Raw genomic sequence first — 983 nt, 5'->3', positions numbered from 1 at the left:
GTGATCAATCACTCTTTACTAACTGCTTTGCCTTAATGAGGTGCGTATTATAGACGCTTTATTTAGTAAGTCAAGAAGTAAATTATTTTATTTTAATGACTCTAAAATGATTTACTCGGTTGGCTAGGTTAAGTTCGTGGTAAACCACTCCCTAATCCACCTTCCCTTCTGACTGGGACGCATTATACTCGGTTTTAGATGGGGGTCAAGCATGATTTTAAGTTATTTTCATGATTTAAACAGGAATAGAAATAGTACTATATTTTTCAATAAGTTAGTGAGAAATGTTATTTATGAATTACTTTTTCTTTAAAGACCATTAACTTAATCAATTATTTTTACCTCTTAATATTATAATAATTTGATCAACAACTATAAGGTTTTCGACGTTCAGAGATATAGAACCAGAAGACGAAAAAGAAATTATATCCATTAAAAAGCATTTTTTTCTGAATAATCTGCCAATAAGAGGTGATTTTTAGCGAGCTTATTTCATCTAATAGCATGATGCTGACTAAAAGACATCTCTAGTTTATCGTTGGACAACGAAATAAGTGCTCATAATAAGATTAAATTAGGGTGTGGAGAGGCGTTTTGAACAAGTAATGATACTAGTTCAAGATTTATTTGAGTACATAACGACAAAGTTGCTTTTTATAAACCGAACTAATAACAATTAAAGTAAGCAAACCTTACCCAAAGCCCCCCACTAATTTTGCAGAAGGGGCTTTTACTTTAAGAATAGAGAGTTGACGAACGAGGAGAGTGCCGTTAAAGCAAAGCACTGCTGACTGCGAGCACAGCTCTTGTCTTGCGCTGCGGACGACTGTCTCCCAGACAGTCGTTATTCCTTGCTCACCTTTGAATAGGGATTTGCTGCGTAGGCCAATCAACATAAAACTTACGCACAAAGAAAACCCCCTTCGACATAAGTCAAAGGGGGTTTTACTTTAGAATAGAGAGCTGACGATGACCTACTCTCA

At 35.4% G+C, this 983-nt stretch carries 1 protein-coding gene; it reads right to left on the bottom strand.

Going from position 1 to position 983, the window contains the following annotated elements; genetic code table 11:
• Positions 1-692 precede the first annotated feature (692 nt).
• Positions 693-896 (bottom strand): hypothetical protein, encoded by a 204-nt coding sequence (locus JMY02_RS13570; RefSeq protein WP_201599188.1) that lies wholly within the window; start codon positions 894-896, stop codon positions 693-695.
• Between the last annotated feature and the right edge of the window lie 87 nt (positions 897-983).

Source organism: Psychrobacter vallis, assembly GCF_904846715.1.
Classification (GTDB): domain Bacteria; phylum Pseudomonadota; class Gammaproteobacteria; order Pseudomonadales; family Moraxellaceae; genus Psychrobacter; species Psychrobacter vallis.
The sequence above is the reverse complement of the archived record's forward strand: the minus strand, read 5'-3'. Positions and strand labels throughout refer to the sequence as shown.

What these genes read in the sequence shown, in the direction of transcription:
- JMY02_RS13570 (WP_201599188.1), bottom strand. Translation starts at nt 896, where the DNA reads ATGTTGATTGGCCTACGCAGCAAATCCCTATTCAAAGGTGAGCAAGGA.